This window comes from Pseudomonas sp. IT-P294, assembly GCF_949767865.1.
GTDB lineage: Bacteria > Pseudomonadota > Gammaproteobacteria > Pseudomonadales > Pseudomonadaceae > Aquipseudomonas.
On the sequence record NZ_CATKQW010000033.1, the window covers coordinates 137,989 to 153,671 of the forward strand.

Below are 15,683 nucleotides of genomic sequence, written 5' to 3' on the forward strand. Positions count from 1 at the left end.
GAACCCTGTGGGAGCGAGCTTGCTCGCGATAGCGGTGGATCAGTCAACATTGATGTTGAATGTCAGGCCCTCATCGCGAGCAAGCTCGCTCCCACAGGTTTGATGCGGTTTTGTGCAGGGCTTACTTCTTATCGCGAATCGAGAAATTCGCCATGTGTTCCAGGCCCTTGATCAGTGCCGAGTGGTCCCAGTTGCTGCCACCGATGGCCGCACAGGTGCTGAACACTTGCTGGGTGTTGGCGGTGTTCGGCAGGTTGATGTTCAGCTCCTTGGCGCCTTGCAGGGCCAGGTTCAGGTCCTTCTGGTGCAGGCTGATACGGAAACCCGGGTCGAAGGTGCCTTTGATCATGCGCTCACCGTGCACTTCGAGGATCTTCGACGATGCGAAACCGCCCATCAGCGCTTCACGCACCTTGGCTGGATCAGCACCGTTTTTCGAAGCGAACAGCAGCGCTTCGGCCACGGCCTGGATGTTCAGCGCGACGATGATCTGGTTCGCCACTTTCGCGGTTTGACCGTCACCGTTGCCGCCGACCAGGGTGATGTTCTTGCCCATCGCCTGGAACAGCGGCAGGGCGCGTTCGAAGGCATCGGCATCGCCGCCGACCATGATGCTCAAGGTCGCCGCCTTGGCGCCGACTTCACCGCCAGACACTGGCGCATCGAGGTATTGCGCGCCTTTTTCGTTGATCTTTGCCGCGAATGCCTTGGTGGCGGTCGGCGAGATCGAGCTCATGTCGATGACGATTTTGCCTTTGCCGACACCGGCGGCAACGCCATCTTCACGGAACAGCACGTCGTCTACCTGTGGGGTGTCCGGCACCATGATGATGATGATTTCAGCTTCCTGGGCCACTTCTTTCGGGTTCGCCAGGGCGACGGCGCCAGCGGCAACCAGGTCGGCAGGCGCGGCGTCGTGGTGCGCCGACAGGAACAGGCTGTGACCGGCTTTCTGCAGGTTCAACGCCATTGGGTGGCCCATGATGCCGGTGCCGATAAATCCGATTTTAGCCATGAAAAATTCCTCTTGTTTTTGTGTTGCTCAAGCAAATGGGTGCATAGCTTTTTGTAGGAGTGAGCCTGCTCGCGATTCAGGCGCTGCGGTACATCAGGTGTACCAAGGTGATTTCATCGCGAGCAGGCTCACGCCTACAGGGGATCTGTGTCAGATCAGATCGCGTTATGGGTTTTCAGCCAGCCCAGGCCCGCGTCAGTGGTGGTCAGTGGCTTGTATTCACAGCCGATCCACCCCTGATAACCGATGCGGTCCAGGTGTTCGAACAGGAAGCGGTAGTTGATTTCACCGGTGCCCGGTTCGTTGCGTCCTGGGTTGTCGGCCAACTGGATGTGGTTGATCTCGCCCAGATGCGCGGCCATGGTGCGAGCCAGGTCGCCCTCCATGATTTGCATGTGATAGATGTCGTATTGCAGGAACAGATTGGCGCTGCCGACCTGTTCGCGAATCGACAGGGCTTGCGCCGTGTTGTTCAGGTAGAAACCCGGGATGTCGCGGGTGTTGATCGCTTCCATCACCAGTTTGATGCCGGCCGCTTGCAGCTTGTCGGCGGCGTACTTGAGGTTGGCGACGAAGGTTTTCTCCACGGTGGCATCGTCGACGCCTTGTGGACGAATACCGGCCAGGCAGTTGACCTGAGTGTTGCCCAGCACTTGTGCGTAGGCGATGGCCAGGTCGACACCGGCGCGGAACTCTTCAACACGGTCCGGCAGGCACGCGATACCGCGCTCACCCTTGGCCCAGTCACCGGCCGGCAGGTTGAACAGCACCTGGGTCAGACCGTTGGCATCGAGCTTGGCCTTGATTTCGGCGGAGCTGAAGTCGTAAGGGAACAGGTACTCGACACCACTGAAGCCGGCCTTGGCGGCCGCTTCGAAACGGGCGAGGAAGTCCTGTTCGGTGAAGAGCATGGACAGGTTGGCTGCGAAACGCGGCATGGTGGTCTCCCGTTTTAAGTTCTCGTTCCCACGCTCTGCGTGGGAATGCCTCTTCGGACGCTCTGCGTCCGCTCTTGGGACGCGGAGCGTCCCGGGCTGCATTCCCACGCAGAGCGTGGGAACGATCATCATCAGCAGTTAATCAAGCAACGAAATCGCGGTTGGCGCATCGTTGCCGACCAGCGCCAGGTCTTCGAATTCGTTGACGGCGTTGATCTCGGTGCCCATCGAAATGTTGGTCACGCGCTCCAGAATAATCTCGACGATCACCGGCACCTTGAACTCTTCGATCAGTTCCTGAGCCTTGCGCAGGGCTGGCTGGATCTGACCCGGTTCGAACACGCGCAGTGCCTTGCAGCCGAGGCCTTCGGCGACCGCAACGTGGTCGACACCGTAACCGTTGAGTTCCGGAGCGTTCAGGTTATCGAAGGACAGCTGCACGCAATAGTCCATGTCGAAACCGCGCTGAGCCTGACGAATCAGCCCCAGGTACGAGTTGTTTACCACAACGTGGATATACGGCAGCTTGAACTGCGCGCCCACCGCCAATTCTTCGATCATGAACTGGAAATCATAGTCGCCCGACAGTGCCACGACCTTGCGGCTCGGGTCGGCCTTGACCACGCCCAATGCGGCCGGAATGGTCCAGCCCAATGGACCGGCCTGACCGCAGTTGATCCAGTGACGCGGCTTGTAGACGTGCAGGAACTGCGCGCCGGCAATCTGCGACAGACCGATGGTGCTGACGTAGCACGTGTCTTTGCCGAACACCTGGTTCATCTCTTCGTACACCCGTTGCGGCTTGACCGGCACGTTGTCGAAGTGAGTCTTGCGTTGCAGGCTGGCTTTGCGCTGTTGGCAATCTTGCAGCCAGGCGCTGCGGTTTTTCAGCTTGCCTGCTGCTTGCCACTCGCGAGCGACTTCGATGAACACGGTCAGCGCAGCAGCAGCGTCGGAGACGATGCCCAGGTCCGGGTTGAACACGCGGCCGATTTGCGTCGGTTCGATGTCAACGTGGATGAACTTGCGGCCTTCGGTGTACACGTCGATCGAGCCGGTATGACGGTTGGCCCAACGGTTACCGACGCCCAACACCACGTCGGACTTGAGCAGGGTGGCGTTGCCGTAGCGATGCGACGTCTGCAGACCGACCATGCCGACCATCAACGGGTGATCGTCCGGGATCGTGCCCCAGCCCATCAGGGTCGGGATCACCGGGATGCCGGTCAGCTCGGCGAACTCCACCAGCAATTCGCTGGCGTCGGCATTGATGATGCCGCCACCGGCGACCAGCAATGGGCGCTCGGCCTGATCGAGCATGGCCAGGGCCTTCTCGATTTGCACGCGGTTGGCGGTTGGCTTGGCCAGCGGCAGTGGTTCGTAGGCGTCGATGTCGAATTCGATTTCAGCCATCTGCACGTCGAACGGCAGGTCGATCAGCACCGGGCCTGGACGGCCGGAGCGCATTTCGTAGAAGGCTTTCTGGAATGCGTAGGGCACCTGGCCCGGCTCCATGACAGTGGTCGCCCACTTGGTCACTGGCTTGACGATGGTGGTGATATCGACGGCCTGGAAGTCTTCCTTATGCATGCGCGCTCGCGGTGCCTGACCGGTGATGCACAAGATCGGGATCGAGTCGGCCGAGGCGCTGTAGAGCCCGGTGACCATGTCGGTACCGGCAGGTCCCGAAGTCCCGATGCACACGCCGATGTTGCCGGCCTTGGTGCGGGTGTAGCCCTCGGCCATGTGCGAGGCGCCTTCAACGTGGCGAGCGAGGACGTGATCGATGCCACCGACCTTCTGCAAGGCGGAGTACAGCGGGTTGATTGCGGCGCCCGGGATGCCAAAAGCGGTATCAACCCCTTCGCGGCGCATCACCAGAACGGCGGCTTCGATTGCTCTCATTTTGCTCATGGTTTTGTGCCTCTTACGTTTTGTAATTGTATACAAGTGGCTTTGCGCAGAGTGTATTCACGGCGGACGGCGCAGGTCAATCCATTTTCTCAAGCGACTGTTTCATTCGTCGGAAGGCCGTTCTACTGTGGCTTTTCGTCGCATGTGGCGCTTTTCGATAATTATTGTATACAAAAAAATAATTCATTGTGTTCTATTTGTTGCATCGGACTGCGGCACAACGGCGCAGCCCAACGGCTTTCCAAAAAACAAAATGAGGACGGCACCATGAGCGCTTTAACCTTGAAAGTCGCAGTCAACCTGACCACTCAGGCCATCTCCGCTGCGCGTGCAATCTCCGCAGCCCCGTTAACCATCGCGGTGCTGGACGCCGGCGGGCACCTGATCACCCTGCAACGCGAAGACGGCGCCAGCCTGCTACGCCCGCAGGTCGCCATCGGCAAAGCCTGGGGCGCCATTGCCCTGGGCAAAGGCTCCCGCCTGCTGGCACTGGACGCCCAGCAACGCCCGGCCTTCTTCGCCGCGTTGAATAGCCTGGGGCAAGGCAGCGTCGTGCCGGCACCGGGTGGCGTGTTGATTCGGGATCAGGACGGCAATGTGCTGGGAGCGGTGGGGATCAGCGGGGATCTGTCGGATGTTGATGAGCAGTGTGCGATCAGTGCGATCGAGGCGGTGGGGTTGAGGGCGGATGCGGGGGTTACTGCCTAGTATTTTTGTCGATTGATCTATCGCGATCGCGAGCAAGCTCGCTCACACATTGGATTTTCGGTGAACACAAATGTTGTGAGCACCCCTAACCCCTGTGGGAGCGAGCTTGCTCGCGATAGCTATCTTCTGGACACATCCAGCTAAAAATCTGCCCCACCCTCAAGCATCCATAGGTCTAGCCTTCACATGACTTGAATCATGAGAGGCAAAGGAATGCCAGATTTTCCTGCTTCACATCGCCTGCGCCTTGGTCGTTATGCCGAAGCAAATCGCATTTATCTGCTGACCACTAATACATTGGACCGAGTGCCTGTCTTCAAGGATTTCTTTTTGGGACGATTGGTCGTGGACCAATTTCGTCATGCTCAAACTCAGGGTTGGGCAAATTCATTGGCTTGGGTCGTGATGCCCGACCACTTTCACTGGTTGATCGAATTGCAGCAGGGATCTTTGAGTGAGCTGATGCAAAAGACCAAGTCACTGAGTACGCGGGCAGTCAACATGTCCACCGGTCGCAGGGGCAGTCTTTGGCAGCAGGGCTATCACGATCGAGCATTGAGGAGAGAGGCGGATTTGGTTCAGCTTGGGCGATATGTTGTGACCAACCCATTGCGGGCTGGCTTAGTTGCACGGTACGGCGATTATCCGCTGTGGGATGCTATCTGGGTTTGATCGGATACCGTATTGCCGCCATCGCGAGCAAGCTCGCTCCCACAGTGGATTTGGGTTTAACCCCAACTTCGTGAGCACCTGCAATTTCTGTGGGAGCGCGCTTGCCCGCGATGGGGTCAATGGGGTCTTTCAGTCCAGCTCACACCCCTTCAACACCAATCGAATAATCGTCTGCGCCGCCGCTTCATAATCGGCCTCATCCAGTTTGTCCTTGCCGGTCACCGCAGAAATTTGCCAGTCGAAGTCGGCATAAGTCTGGGTGGCTGCCCAGATGCTGAACATCAGGTGGTTGGGGTCGATGGGGGCGATTTGGCCGCGGTCGATCCAGGTCTGGATGCAGGCAATATTGTGCTTGGCCTGGCCGTTGAGTTGCTCGACCAGGTCGGCGCTCAGGTGCGGGGCGCCGTGCATGATTTCGCTGGCGAACACCTTCGAGGCGAAGGGCAGGTCGCGGGAGATGCGGATCTTCGAGCGGATGTAGCCGCTCAGCACCTCACTCGGCACCCCATCGGCGTTGAACGGCGTTGAGGCCTGCAGAATCGGCTCGATGATGCTTTCCAGGACCTCGCGGTAGAGGTTTTCCTTGGATTTGAAGTAGTAATAGACGTTGGGCTTGGGCAATCCGGCCTTGGCTGCGATGTCACTGGTTTTGGTCGCAGCAAAGCCCTTGTCGGCAAATTCTTCACTGGCGGCACGCAGGATCAGTTCTTTGTTGCGCTCGCGGATAGTGCTCATAAACCAGGGGGTTCCTTGCCTGTTCTGGCGGTTGCGCATGGTAGCACCGGCCTCGCGCGGCGCTCAAGAATGCCCCGTGTGGCGCTTGGCCGCGTTATGCTGCGCGGCATTCATTCAAGAAGGAAGCCTGATTCATGGCAGGAAGCAGTTTGCTGGTGCTGATCGACGACATTGCCGCGGTTCTAGACGATGTGGCGTTGATGACCAAAATGGCCGCCAAGAAAACCGCTGGTGTACTCGGCGATGATCTGGCGCTCAATGCCCAGCAGGTCAGCGGCGTACGCGCTGAACGGGAAATCCCGGTGGTTTGGGCGGTCGCCAAAGGCTCATTTCGCAATAAATTGATCCTGGTGCCGTCGGCGCTGGCCATTAGTGCCTTCATTCCCTGGCTGGTCACACCGCTGTTGATGGTCGGTGGCGCGTACCTTTGTTTCGAAGGCTTCGAGAAACTCGCCCACAAGTTTCTGCACAGCAAAGACGAAGACCAGGCTGAACATGCCGAGCTGGTTGAGGCGGTAGCCGATCCAGCGGTCGATCTGGTGGCGTTCGAGCAGGACAAGATCAAAGGCGCTGTACGCACGGATTTCATTCTCTCGGCGGAAATCATTGCGATCACCCTGGGCACTGTGGCGGATGCGTCGTTGACCCAGCAGGTCATTGTCCTGTCGGGCATCGCCATCGTCATGACCATCGGCGTTTACGGGCTGGTAGCGGGCATCGTCAAGCTCGACGACCTGGGTCTGTGGCTGACCCAGAAACCCGCACAGATGGCCAAAAGCATCGGCGGCGCGATTCTGCGTGCAGCGCCGTACATGATGAAAAGCCTGTCGGTGATTGGTACGGCGGCGATGTTCCTGGTCGGCGGCGGGATTCTGACCCATGGCGTGCCGGTGGTTCATCACTGGATTGAGAGCGTGAGCGCCGGGGCGGGCGGTGCCGGGCTTATCGTGCCGACGTTGCTGAATGCGGTGGCGGGGATTGTGGCCGGTGCGGTGGTGTTGGCGGGGGTGATGGGGGTCAGCAAGATCTGGCGCTCAGTCAAAGGCTGAGATCCAGCGGCCTGATCGTTCCCACGCTCTGCGTGGGAATGCCTCAATTGGACGCTCTGCGTCCGCTTATGGATGTGACGCAGAGCGTCACGGGCTGCATTCCCACGCAGAGCGTGGGAACGATCAGGCCATTCGATCTGCATCGAATGGCCTTTTTTGTTGCCGATGGATTTACTCGGCGATCTGCAACTTGCGCGACTCGGTGTAGACGTAACGCACTTTCTCGTACTCGAACGGTGAGTTCAGTTGGCCATAACGGAAGCCGGTCTGATAGCGCTTGTCGATACTGCGCAGGACCCAGATTTCCGGATGGTTTTCGCTGACTTGCGCGACGTTCAGGAAGTTGATCGCCGACTCCGCAGTGAAGTCCACAGCCAGGCCACCCGTGTCGCGGATGTTGGAAGGCCCAAGGATCGGCAACACGAAGTACGCGCCACCCGGTACACCGTAAAAGCCCAGGGTCTGGCCGAAGTCTTCGCTCTGGCGTGGCAGGCCCATGGCGGTGGCCGGGTCCCAGAGGCCGGCGATGCCAACGGTGGTGTTGAGCAGCAGGCGCGCGGTGGTATCCAGCGAACGCTTGCCTTTGAACTGCAGCAAGCTGTTCACCAGGTTCGGCACGTCGCCCAGGTTATTGAAGAAGTTGCTGACGCCGGTGCGCAGGAAACTCGGTGTGATGTAGCGATAACCGTCGACCACAGGCAGGAACACCCATTGGTCGAAACGGTAGTTGAAGTGATAAACCCGACGGTTCCACTCTTCCAGCGGGTCATAGACGGCCAGCGCGTTGAGTGTCGAGCGTTCGAACTCGCGCTGATCCAGCCCCGGGTTGAATTTGAGTTTGCTCAACGGCTCTTTGAAACCGTCAGAGCCGACCACGACAGGAGCGTTGGCTTTGCTGTTGTCGGCATTGGCGACGCCTGCACAGAGTAACGCTGCGATAAGCAGGAGATATTTAGCCACGGAAAAACTCCAGCATGGCGTCGCTGTTGACGCGGTAGTTAAGGTTGCCGCAATGGCCGCCCAATGGATAAAGGGTCAGGCGATCACCGAAGGTCTTGCGCAGGAAGCCAAGATCGCCAGGGCCGAGAATCACATCGTCAGCGTTGTGCATGACGGCGATTTTCGGGCTGTCGTGCAGGTAATCCTTGAGGGCGTACAGGCTGACCTGGTCGATCAGTTGCAGCAGGCTGCCGCCGTCTGTGCGAGCGCGCCACATCGGGATGACTTGCTCGGTGATGTAGCAATCGAAGTCGCATTGCAGAGCACGCTTGAGGAACGGCGTGAGGCTGGTGCCTTCGGTGATCGGGTATTTAGGCGGGGTGATCAGGCCGCGACGGTTGATCAGGTCCGAGGTGAAGGCAATGTCGGCCGCCGAGAAGCGGAACGAGGTGCCGATCAGCATGGCCATCTGTTCGTTGGTCAGGTGCTGCTTGGACTGCTGGAAGTCGTAGAGCAAGGCATCGTTGAGGTCGATATAGCCCTTCTGCTGGAAGTAGCGGGTCAATTTGTTCAGCACCAGTTCATAGAAGGTGGTGCTGTTGTTGATGCCCTTGACCTCGGTCTGGACCAGCTTGTCCAGGTTGGTGATCGAGGTGTAGAGGTTGACCGGCGGGTTGAGCAGCAAGACTTTTTTGAAGTTGAAGCTGCGGCGGGTTTCGTCCAGGTGCGCGACGAATGCCGCATCCAGTGCGCCCAGGCTGTAGCCGCTCAGGTAGTAGTCGGTGACGGGAACGTTCGGGTTTTGTGCCCGCACGGCCTGCATCACCCGGTACATGTCTTCGGCGTCTTCCTTGGTGATACCGGGTGTGGCAAAGCGTGAGGCGGCGCTCATGAAGTCGAAGCTGGTGGGCGACGACAGTTGCACCACGTGGTAGCCGGCCTTGTAGTAGAGCTTTTTCAGGTATTCGTTAATGCTGCTGTCATAGCGCGCCCCCGTACCGGCGATCAGGAAGATCAGCGGTGCGGCTTTTTCCTGGGTGGCGATGCGATAGGTCAGTTTTTTGACCGGCCAGAAGTTGTCTGGCAGTTGAAATTCCCGCTCCGGGCGCAATGTCACGCTGCGTGTCTTCTGATCGATGTCGTCGTCCAGCGGTAACTCCGGACGCAGGTCCGGTGGCGTCGTGGCGATAGTCGCCTCGAACGGGTTGGTCAGGGGATAGCCATAACTGGCAGCGTCGATGTCGACCGCCAATGCGGACGCACTTAATATCAGGCCGCCAAAAAGGGCGGCGAAGCGCAAGGAACGGAGCATGACTAGATCCCTTAGGGAAAGGTGCCGAATGAAGTTCGCAGGCTATGACCACCGCGATTGCGCCAAAGTGCCATGCCTCGGCACCAATCAGGCCTAATTTGGGGGTAATAGTAGCTAGACGATACACTTTGCAGAGATTGCGTGACCAATTATCTGCTCTGCGCGGTTGCTTACCGCTGTGGGGGGATTAAGCTGGCTGCCGTTTTCGTTTATTGGAGTGCTTCATGTCCCGCCGTCTGCCTGTGATTCTGCTGCTCGTTTTACTGCCTTTATGGCTGGCCGCCAGCTATGGCGCGCGATATGGCTTCATGGAGGATGCGCAGTGGGTCGGCTTGTGTGTGGACGAGGCTAGCCGCTGGGAATGCCAGGTTCGTTCGAGCTTGGGGCTGATGATTCATTTCAAGGCGTTGGGCTTTGCCGCATTGGGCGCAGCGATCATCGGTTTTGTAGTACCGGGCCGGGCAGGGTGGTGGTTGGCGGTATTGGCGCTGGTGTTAGGGTTTCCGGCATTGGCGCTATACAACACGACGTTGGCGGTGTTTGCGGTGGTGATTGCTGCACTGCGGTTGGTGAGAAAAACTACCGTTCGTTAGGTTTCTTGCATTACCTGTTATTTCTGACAGTTGACGTTCTCCAGAGCTCGGATCTAAATGGCCGGGCCGCTGTTGTATAGCGTTGATCCTGTCAGGAGAAACTAACATGCACACCCGCACTCCCAGATTGTCGGTGTTTGACCCGCGGGAGCTCACGGTACGCACCGTGGACTATCACCGAGAGACTGCACTGGCTCCACTTGATAAGCGTGTCACTTATCAAGTGTATGACAGTTCTGGGCGCAAAACAGACCTGTTTGATCCTCGTCTGTTTAAACTTCTCGAAACAGAACCCACTATTTCGGCAAACATCAAAACAGTATTCAGTCTCTCAGGTAAGGAGTTGCTCACCGCTAGTGTTGACGCCGGTGATCGCTTGCATTTGCCAGGTCCTGCCGGCCAGAACTGCGATAGTTGGGACAGTAAGTTCACGCACACTCATGTTGAATACGATGACCTCATTCGTCCAGTCAAGGAGTCAGTGCGAATCTTCGGCGAGAGCGAAAGGGTCAATGCGTATTTTTCCTATGCGGGGAATGACTCTGCGTTTGTCGAGCGAAATCAGTGCGGGCAATTAATTCGTCACGATGACAGCGCTGGGACCATGATGTTTAGGGCGTTCTCCCTGAAGGGGGAACTGCTTGAATGTACCCGGAAGTTTCTTGATAAAATGGGAGCGCCGGATTGGCCTCATAGAGAGGCTGATCGTGATCTTCTACATGAAAAGGGCGATGGTGCCACTACTTGTTATCGTCATAATGCAGTATCTCAATTGCTCTGCCAAACCGACGCTGAACATAATACTCAAACATTTGAATATACGGTTGACGCACAGGTTGCCGGGATAAAAGTACAAATAGGCGTAGATGGGCAAGAAAAAGATCTGTTGGTTGACATTCGTTACAATGCTTTCAATAAAGTTGAGCGGCAAACATTCGCTAATGGGCTTGTCTGTTCTGCTATGCACTCTTCTGTCGATGGAAGACTGGAGGAGTTAAAGGCGCAGTTTCCTGGAAAACCACTTTTGCAGCATTTGATTTACTGCTATGACCCTGTTGGCAATATTTTGTCAATTGAGGATAAGGCTTTGCCTGTTCGTTATTTTCGCAACCAGAGGATAGAGCCGGTAAGGACTTTTCATTACGACACTCTTTATCAGTTGATTTATGCCACTGGCTGGCAAGTAGTCGGTGGAAGAGTAGGGCCGTATTTGCCAGAGTTTCAATCACCGGCGGACCCAGGTCAGCTGGAAAATTATACTGAGACCTTTGGCTACGATTGTAGTGGAAATCTCATTACGCAGATTCATTGCGCCGCGCTTGGTAGCCGTACCCAGCGCATGAAAGTGTCGAAATACAGTAATCGTGCCCTCGTGCAAAAGAGCAACGGTGAATTGCCTACGGAAGCTGAAATTGCTGCGGGGTATGACCCGAACGGTAATAAGCGGTTGCTGTTGCCCGGGCAGGACTTGTTTTGGGATGAGCGAAATCTTCTGCAGCGAGTCGAGCAAGTAGTACGCCCAGGCATGCGGAACGATGCCGAGAACTATGTTTATGACTATGTCGGACAAAGGCAAAGAAAAATTCGCACAAATTTGGTCGGTCGTTTGGTCCGTAGCCATGAGGTCCGCTATTTGCGAGGGCTGGAAATCCGCACCGATAATGAAGAAGAACTGCATGTTATCAATGTGCATTCAGAGTTATGCAATGTTCGTGTGCAGCACCGGATGGACCGGCGGCAAAAAGTAAATACGATCAGTTACCGCTATACGTTGACCGATCAAATCGGTTCATGCTGCTTGGAAATGGATGATGGTGGGGAGGTTATAAGTGAAGAGGTCTTTTATTCTTACGGCTGCACGGCGTGGTGGGCAGGAAGCGATATTGTTAAGGCGAATGATAAGACGAGCCGCTATTCAGGTAAGGAGTTAGATGCGACCGGATTGTGTTATTACGGTTTTAGGTATTATGTGCCTTGGTGGAATCGATGGCTGAGTCCAGACCCTGCGGGTGTAGTAGATGGCTTGAATTTATATTGTATGGCGGGTAATAGTCCTGTCACCTTCTTTGATAAGGCCGGGCTTAATAATACGAATGTTAATGCTGGAGGCAAGGATGATTACGGCACGTTGGTTTCTGCCTTTGAAGAGGGGGACATTTTGTTTGGATTACGTGAACCTCGGGATCTTGCGCTGAAAGCGTTGGAAAAAGCAGGGGTCAAAGAATTTTCTAGGTTGCCACTTTGGAAGGAAGGTATCCCCAGGTTGTTATGGGAAAAAAAACGGAATGTATTGAAGCAAAATGATTTGACCGATGCGGCGTTTGGTCCGACTGTAACGGCAGGTGTGTACAATTCTGATGAGCAAATAAAGGCGGAGCTAGTGGACGCTGAACGTGGCGTTGCTTACAAGGAGTTCGCCATGACTAACAGGTATTTTCAAAAGGATGAGAAAGGGGTAGGTAACTTTTTCGAGGTAAACGTTCCGATGTGGCGCCGTTCGAGTAAGGCGGGATTGGAGTTTCAAATTTTTGAACGCGACAAGAAGGTCCTGTTCGCTATTGATAACTTGATTGAGACTCTGGACGACATTGTCTCGAAAAAGCCGGGTGCTGGTACCAGTGTTACTGCTTCAGAAATCAGGTATGTGTACAGGCGCAAAGATACGCCTGAAGTTAAAAATAATGTGAAGTTTTTTGTGGCGGGTCGAGAACTGTCACAAGCTGAGTTTTTCAACCACCCAGCTTGGAAGAATTACCATCCCCGCAAAACGTACAGCAAGGTAGTTGTTCCGCGACGTTCACAAGCGAGCAGGCATTAAGGGTGGTCATCCGCTTTCGGGGTGGTCTCGAATCCTTGTAGCAATCTTATCGCTAGGTTCCTGCTCTCCGTCCAATAATGAGCGGAGAGCAGGTTTGTACTAAGGCGTTTGTCGGTTCACTGCAGATCAGCCTTTGCGAACCCGCAAGCAGCGCCACAACGCCGCCACCATCAACACACTCACCAGCGCCCAACCCCAGGCCTGCTGGTTCTGCAAGCCTTCACGGAACAGTTGCGGCGCGATGCCGGCACCGACGATGAAAGTCAGCAGCGCGATTTCACGGCGCGGCACGCTCACCGGTCGGCACAGGTAAACCAGGGCCGGAAGGATGAAGGCAACACTGGGGAAGCTGCGATAACGTGGATCGAACACCAACTCCAGCATCATCACCGCCGCCGCAAACCCTGCGGCAGCGACCAGCCATCCAGCGCGACGCTCCAACGCATTGAACGCCCGTTCACGCCAGCCGGTGCGGGCACTCAGAGTCAGTGCGGCATGGGCCAGCACCAGCAGGTTCAAGCCGGTCAGCAACGCCACCCATAGCCATTCACTGGCAAAGCGCGTGGTGACACGGGCCAGATCACCCCAGGCTCCAATCGAACAGGCAGCCAGTGCACCGAACAGCGGCAACACCAGCGCGGCGCGAGTGCTGCGTACACGCCCGCCCAGCATCAGCGTGGCGAGAAAGATCAAGCCGCCGACTGCCAGCCACTGCGACCAGTACGGCACGTTCGACACAGGACCGGCCAGCACGCCCTTGTCCTGGCGATCGGCATCGAACAGACCCCAATAGCCGCCGACCGCACCTTCGCTTGCGCGTTTCCATGGCTGGTCAAAAGCTTCGATGAGGTTGTAATGCCAGCCTTGCTGCTCGGCCATGATCACAAAGTTGCGAATGAACTTGGCTTCATTGACCCGGCTTGGCAGGGCGGTTTCGCGTTGACGGCCTTCGCTCGGCCAGCCGGTTTCGCCAATCATCACGTCCTTGGGCGCGAATTTGTTACCGAACACCTGGCGCACTTCAGCCACATGCTGCAGCGCAGCGTCGATGTTCGAAGGATCATCTTCCCAGTAAGGCAGCAAATGGATAGTCAGGAAATCCACCGCCGGCGCGACTTCCGGGTGCTTGAGCCAGAATTCCCAGACGTCGGCATAAGTGACCGGCTGCTTGACCTGACTCTTGACCTTGGTGATCAGCTTGGCCAGTTGCGCGCCGGTGACTTCCTTGCGCAGCAAGGTTTCATTGCCGACGATGACCGCGGTCACCACGTCTGCGTTGGCATTGGCCGAGGCGATCAGCAGGTCGACTTCTTTTTCGGTATCCACCGGGTTGCTGTTGACCCAGGCACCGATCATCAACTTCAGTCCATGCTTGCGCGCCAGGGCGGGCAGGGCTTCAAGGCCGGTCATGGAATAGGTGCGGATGCATTCGAAGCTTTTGGCCAGCAGCGCGAGGTCGGCATCCATGCGCTCGGGGCGCAATTTGAACGGCTGATCGAAGGGCGACTGGTCCTTGTCGAACGGGGTGTAGGAGGCGCATTGCAGCTTGTGCGTCGCGCTGGCCACGTCCGGCAAAATGACCGGTTTGCCGAGGCCGTACCAGAAGCCGCCGAGAGCAAACAGCCCCAGCAGACACGCAAATAGGTAGGCAATAAAAGGAAAGCGGGATGTCGCGGGCATGGTCAGGCCGTCTGGGAACAAAGCCGCGCATGTTACCTGTATTTGCCCTGCGCTTGGTGGCCTGCATGATTTTGACATGCAAAGTTCGGGCGGATTGGCTGGAACGCTTTCTGTGCTCTAAATTAATGGCGATCTGATGTCGTTTCTCGATGGCTTGAGGTCGCTGACAGAGCAGGTCGTCGTTGTCGTCAGGTTGATTATCGAGGCGTCAGTACTCCACTGATGTTCGGGCGAGTTTGCGGTGGGCGTGATGGGGGCGCTGTGCACCATAACAATACGTTGACGCGACTCGGCATCCGTCGAGCGCAGCACTTTCGGGGAAGTAACGATGAAGATGCGACGACTCTTGGGCGCAGGTGCCGCTTTGGTCCTGGCGATCAGTTCTACTATAGCCAGCGCCGAAGCCAAAGAAGTGACTATCGGTTATGTCGACGGCTGGTCGGACAGTGTTGCCACGACCAACGTGGCCGCTGAAGTGATCAGGCAGAAACTCGGTTATGACGTGAAATTGCAAGCAGTTGCCACCGGGATCATGTGGCAGGGCGTGGCTACTGGCAAACTCGATGCCATGATGTCTGCGTGGCTGCCTGTGACCCATGGTGAGTACTGGACCAAGAACAAGGACCAGGTTGTCGATTACGGTCCGAACTTCAAGGACGCGAGAATCGGCCTGATCGTGCCGGAGTACGTCAAAGCCAAAACTATTGAAGACCTTAAAACCGACGACAGCTTCAAAAAACGCATCGTCGGCATCGACGCCGGTTCGGGCGTGATGATCAAGACCGAGCAGGCAATCAAGGATTACGATCTGACCGGGTATCAACTCAAGGCCAGTTCCGGTGCCGGCATGATTGCCGAGCTGACCCGTGCAGAGAAGAAAAACGAATCCATTGCTGTGACCGGTTGGGTGCCGCACTGGATGTTCGCCAAGTGGAAACTGCGCTTCCTGGACGACCCGAAAGGCGTTTACGGCGCGGCTGAAACCGTGAACAACATCGGCAGCAAAGAACTGGCAACCAAAGCTCCGGAAGTCGCCAAGTTCATGAAGAACTTCCAGTGGGCATCGAAAGACGAAATCGGCGAAGTCATGCTGGCGATTCAAGATGGTGCCAAGCCTGAAGCCGCGGCAAAGGATTGGGTGGCCAAACACCCTGAGCGCGTTGCAGACTGGACCAAATGATTTGAGCTGACGCTTCTGGTCAGCAGCTTCCAGGGCCCCTCGGCGGTAACGCCAAGGGGCCTTTTTCATTTTTTCGCAGCAGGGGTGCAAAGCAGGCTAATTAATATTTGCTGGAAAATGGCCAGACCGT

Annotated in this window: 13 protein-coding genes; 6 read left to right on the forward strand and 7 right to left on the reverse strand. The window is 56.6% G+C overall.

Annotated elements, in window-relative coordinates; translation table 11 throughout:
* Positions 1-121 precede the first annotated feature (121 nt).
* The 3 genes from ACM6I0_RS19645 to gcl all read right to left on the reverse strand — a co-directional run bounded on the left by ACM6I0_RS19645 (position 122) and on the right by gcl (position 3,867).
* Positions 122-1,015, reverse strand: coding sequence for a 2-hydroxy-3-oxopropionate reductase (locus ACM6I0_RS19645; RefSeq protein WP_259151063.1), 894 nt, complete (start codon positions 1,013-1,015; stop codon positions 122-124).
* A 155-nt stretch (positions 1,016-1,170) separates the two neighbouring features.
* The gene (hyi, locus tag ACM6I0_RS19650; protein ID WP_414923057.1) at positions 1,171-1,953 is read right to left on the reverse strand and encodes a hydroxypyruvate isomerase; all 783 of its coding nucleotides are present in this window, start codon (positions 1,951-1,953) and stop codon (positions 1,171-1,173) included.
* A gap of 138 nt (positions 1,954-2,091) precedes the next feature.
* Complete coding sequence (gcl, locus tag ACM6I0_RS19655) at positions 2,092-3,867, reverse strand: glyoxylate carboligase (protein ID WP_090181614.1); 1,776 nt, start codon at positions 3,865-3,867, stop codon at positions 2,092-2,094.
* 267 nt (positions 3,868-4,134) lie between these two features.
* Here gcl and ACM6I0_RS19660 point away from each other — a divergent pair, with 267 nt between their 5' ends.
* Both ACM6I0_RS19660 and ACM6I0_RS19665 read left to right on the forward strand, forming a co-directional pair.
* A complete protein-coding gene (locus tag ACM6I0_RS19660) occupies positions 4,135-4,575 on the forward strand; it encodes a GlcG/HbpS family heme-binding protein (protein ID WP_090181615.1) in 441 nt (146 codons plus the stop codon).
* 213 nt (positions 4,576-4,788) lie between these two features.
* Positions 4,789-5,247, forward strand: a complete 459-nt coding sequence (locus tag ACM6I0_RS19665) for an REP-associated tyrosine transposase (RefSeq protein ID WP_285434831.1) — start codon at positions 4,789-4,791, stop codon at positions 5,245-5,247.
* A gap of 129 nt (positions 5,248-5,376) precedes the next feature.
* Here the strand turns inward: ACM6I0_RS19665 and ACM6I0_RS19670 are convergent, their stop codons facing one another.
* Positions 5,377-5,982, reverse strand: a complete 606-nt coding sequence (locus ACM6I0_RS19670; RefSeq protein ID WP_285434818.1) for a TetR/AcrR family transcriptional regulator — start codon at positions 5,980-5,982, stop codon at positions 5,377-5,379.
* 134 nt (positions 5,983-6,116) lie between these two features.
* Here ACM6I0_RS19670 and ACM6I0_RS19675 point away from each other — a divergent pair, with 134 nt between their 5' ends.
* Positions 6,117-7,031 carry a DUF808 domain-containing protein gene (locus ACM6I0_RS19675; RefSeq protein ID WP_414923058.1) on the forward strand — a complete coding sequence of 305 codons (915 nt, stop codon included), beginning with the start codon at positions 6,117-6,119 and terminating at the stop codon, positions 7,029-7,031.
* A 171-nt stretch (positions 7,032-7,202) separates the two neighbouring features.
* Here ACM6I0_RS19675 and ACM6I0_RS19680 read toward each other — a convergent pair whose 3' ends face one another.
* Entirely contained in the window at positions 7,203-7,991 is a 789-nt protein-coding gene (locus ACM6I0_RS19680) for a VacJ family lipoprotein (RefSeq protein ID WP_285434821.1), read from the reverse strand.
* Positions 7,984-9,282 (reverse strand): serine/threonine protein kinase, encoded by a 1,299-nt coding sequence (locus ACM6I0_RS19685; RefSeq protein ID WP_285434823.1) that lies wholly within the window; start codon positions 9,280-9,282, stop codon positions 7,984-7,986. The genes ACM6I0_RS19680 and ACM6I0_RS19685 overlap by 8 nt, the downstream gene beginning before the upstream one ends.
* A 224-nt stretch (positions 9,283-9,506) precedes the next feature.
* On the opposite strand from ACM6I0_RS19685, the gene ACM6I0_RS19690 reads away from it, so the two are divergent.
* Entirely contained in the window at positions 9,507-9,875 is a 369-nt protein-coding gene (locus tag ACM6I0_RS19690) for a hypothetical protein (protein ID WP_285434824.1), read from the forward strand.
* Between the two features lie 106 nt (positions 9,876-9,981).
* Positions 9,982-12,693: an RHS repeat-associated core domain-containing protein gene (locus ACM6I0_RS19695; RefSeq protein ID WP_414923059.1), complete on the forward strand. Its 2,712-nt coding sequence runs from the start codon at positions 9,982-9,984 to the stop codon at positions 12,691-12,693.
* A 126-nt stretch (positions 12,694-12,819) separates the two neighbouring features.
* On the opposite strand, the gene ACM6I0_RS19700 is transcribed toward ACM6I0_RS19695, so the two are convergent.
* Positions 12,820-14,373: a beta (1-6) glucans synthase gene (locus tag ACM6I0_RS19700; protein ID WP_285434826.1), complete on the reverse strand. Its 1,554-nt coding sequence runs from the start codon at positions 14,371-14,373 to the stop codon at positions 12,820-12,822.
* A 328-nt stretch (positions 14,374-14,701) separates the two neighbouring features.
* Between ACM6I0_RS19700 and ACM6I0_RS19705 the strand changes: the two genes are divergently transcribed.
* Positions 14,702-15,553: a glycine betaine ABC transporter substrate-binding protein gene (locus ACM6I0_RS19705; protein ID WP_414923060.1), complete on the forward strand. Its 852-nt coding sequence runs from the start codon at positions 14,702-14,704 to the stop codon at positions 15,551-15,553.
* Positions 15,554-15,683 lie beyond the last annotated feature (130 nt).

Bases quoted from the DNA above. Each gene is read 5' to 3' on its own strand.
- ACM6I0_RS19645 (WP_259151063.1), bottom strand. From the start codon at position 1,015: ATGGCTAAAATCGGATTTATCGGCACCGGCATCATGGGCCACCCAATG.
- gcl (WP_090181614.1), bottom strand. From the start codon at position 3,867: ATGAGCAAAATGAGAGCAATCGAAGCCGCCGTTCTGGTGATGCGCCGC.
- ACM6I0_RS19670 (WP_285434818.1), bottom strand. From the start codon at position 5,982: ATGAGCACTATCCGCGAGCGCAACAAAGAACTGATCCTGCGTGCCGCC.
- ACM6I0_RS19660 (WP_090181615.1), top strand. From the start codon at position 4,135: ATGAGCGCTTTAACCTTGAAAGTCGCAGTCAACCTGACCACTCAGGCC.
- ACM6I0_RS19705 (WP_414923060.1), top strand. From the start codon at position 14,702: ATGAAGATGCGACGACTCTTGGGCGCAGGTGCCGCTTTGGTCCTGGCG.
- ACM6I0_RS19665 (WP_285434831.1), top strand. From the start codon at position 4,789: ATGCCAGATTTTCCTGCTTCACATCGCCTGCGCCTTGGTCGTTATGCC.
- ACM6I0_RS19675 (WP_414923058.1), top strand. From the start codon at position 6,117: ATGGCAGGAAGCAGTTTGCTGGTGCTGATCGACGACATTGCCGCGGTT.
- ACM6I0_RS19685 (WP_285434823.1), bottom strand. From the start codon at position 9,282: ATGCTCCGTTCCTTGCGCTTCGCCGCCCTTTTTGGCGGCCTGATATTA.
- ACM6I0_RS19690 (WP_285434824.1), top strand. From the start codon at position 9,507: ATGTCCCGCCGTCTGCCTGTGATTCTGCTGCTCGTTTTACTGCCTTTA.
- ACM6I0_RS19695 (WP_414923059.1), top strand. From the start codon at position 9,982: ATGCACACCCGCACTCCCAGATTGTCGGTGTTTGACCCGCGGGAGCTC.
- ACM6I0_RS19700 (WP_285434826.1), bottom strand. From the start codon at position 14,373: ATGCCCGCGACATCCCGCTTTCCTTTTATTGCCTACCTATTTGCGTGT.
- hyi (WP_414923057.1), bottom strand. From the start codon at position 1,953: ATGCCGCGTTTCGCAGCCAACCTGTCCATGCTCTTCACCGAACAGGAC.